Below are 1154 nucleotides of genomic sequence, written 5' to 3'. Positions count from 1 at the left end.
TCGAGGCCGCAAAAGACGCCGCAAGTCCCGAGAAAATTGCGAGATTCAATGATGACATTGCCCGTTTTCAAGAGCTCCGCGACAAGATGGCGGCGCAAGCCGCCGAATTGAGGGGATCCCTTCCCACCATGCAAGCGGACATCGATGCAGCCCAAGCCAAATACGACGAGGCCATCAACCGGGTAAGCGAGCTCCAAGCAAAATTAGACATGAAACTTGAGGAGCTTAAGGCAGTCGAAGCACTCGGCGACGAGGAGCTTGCCGAAACTATTAAACAGCAAATAAAGTCGTTGCGCCAAGAGATCGTAACGGCAAAAGCGCGAGTTGACTTTTGCGAAATGGAGCTCCGCGAGGTCCAGGACCGCCTCAAAAGGCAGGAAAGACAAGTTAATGACTGTGAACGTGCTGTAGAGAAATATAAAGCCCATACCGACCAGTTCACAGCCTGGCGAGATGCGCTCCTCGACAATTTGAAAAAAGCGCAAACGGCCTATGACGACGCCTGCAAGGCATACGAAGAGGCAAAGGCCGCGGCAGACAAGGCCACCTCGCCCGAGATAACGCAACCGACCGAGACGACGCCTCCCTCCAACTCGGCGCAACCGGCCGAGACGGCGCAGCCCACCGGCTCGTCCGCGACCGGCAAAAATACCCCGCCGAGCTCCACCAAGCAGGCGAACTCGAGCAGCGGCAAGCAAGCAGATACGACCGCCGGCAAGCTCGCGAACACGGGCGACGCAGCGCCGAGCGCAATCGCACTCGCAGGCATCGCCGCCACAGGACTCGGAATAGCCACCGCAGCCACACGCCGCCTCAAGAACTCAAAATAGCCGCCAGATCATACTACCTTCGCCAATCCACAAACCCGGAGACAAAAGAGGCCCGTTTCCCCAACCCATGGAAACGGGCCTCTTTACTTGAAAAAACAGATGGCAATGCCGCCGTCTCTTGTACCACGCAGCCATCAATGCCCAGACAACACTAGCAAGCCGCGTTCCTTAAGGGATAGATTTAATGGCTGTTAATCAAGGGGTATACGCGCACGCCCGATCAATGGCGGGCAAACCGCCTGATATACTTACATTAGTGCTACCAAGTTAGTCGCCGACCCTTGAAATGAGGTGCCGAGATGAACGACATTCTCGCAAGAAGAG

1 pseudogene is annotated in these 1154 nt (G+C 56.0%); it reads left to right on the top strand.

Features of this window, described 5'->3' with window-relative positions:
* A pseudogene (locus DXD16_RS10330) lies at positions 1 to 830 on the top strand (hypothetical protein); the annotation flags it as partial.
* Between the last annotated feature and the right edge of the window lie 324 nt (positions 831 to 1154).

The organism is Collinsella sp. TF11-5AC (assembly GCF_003436775.1).
Lineage (GTDB): Bacteria > Actinomycetota > Coriobacteriia > Coriobacteriales > Coriobacteriaceae > Collinsella.
The sequence above is the reverse complement of the archived record's forward strand: the minus strand, read 5'-3'. Positions and strand labels throughout refer to the sequence as shown.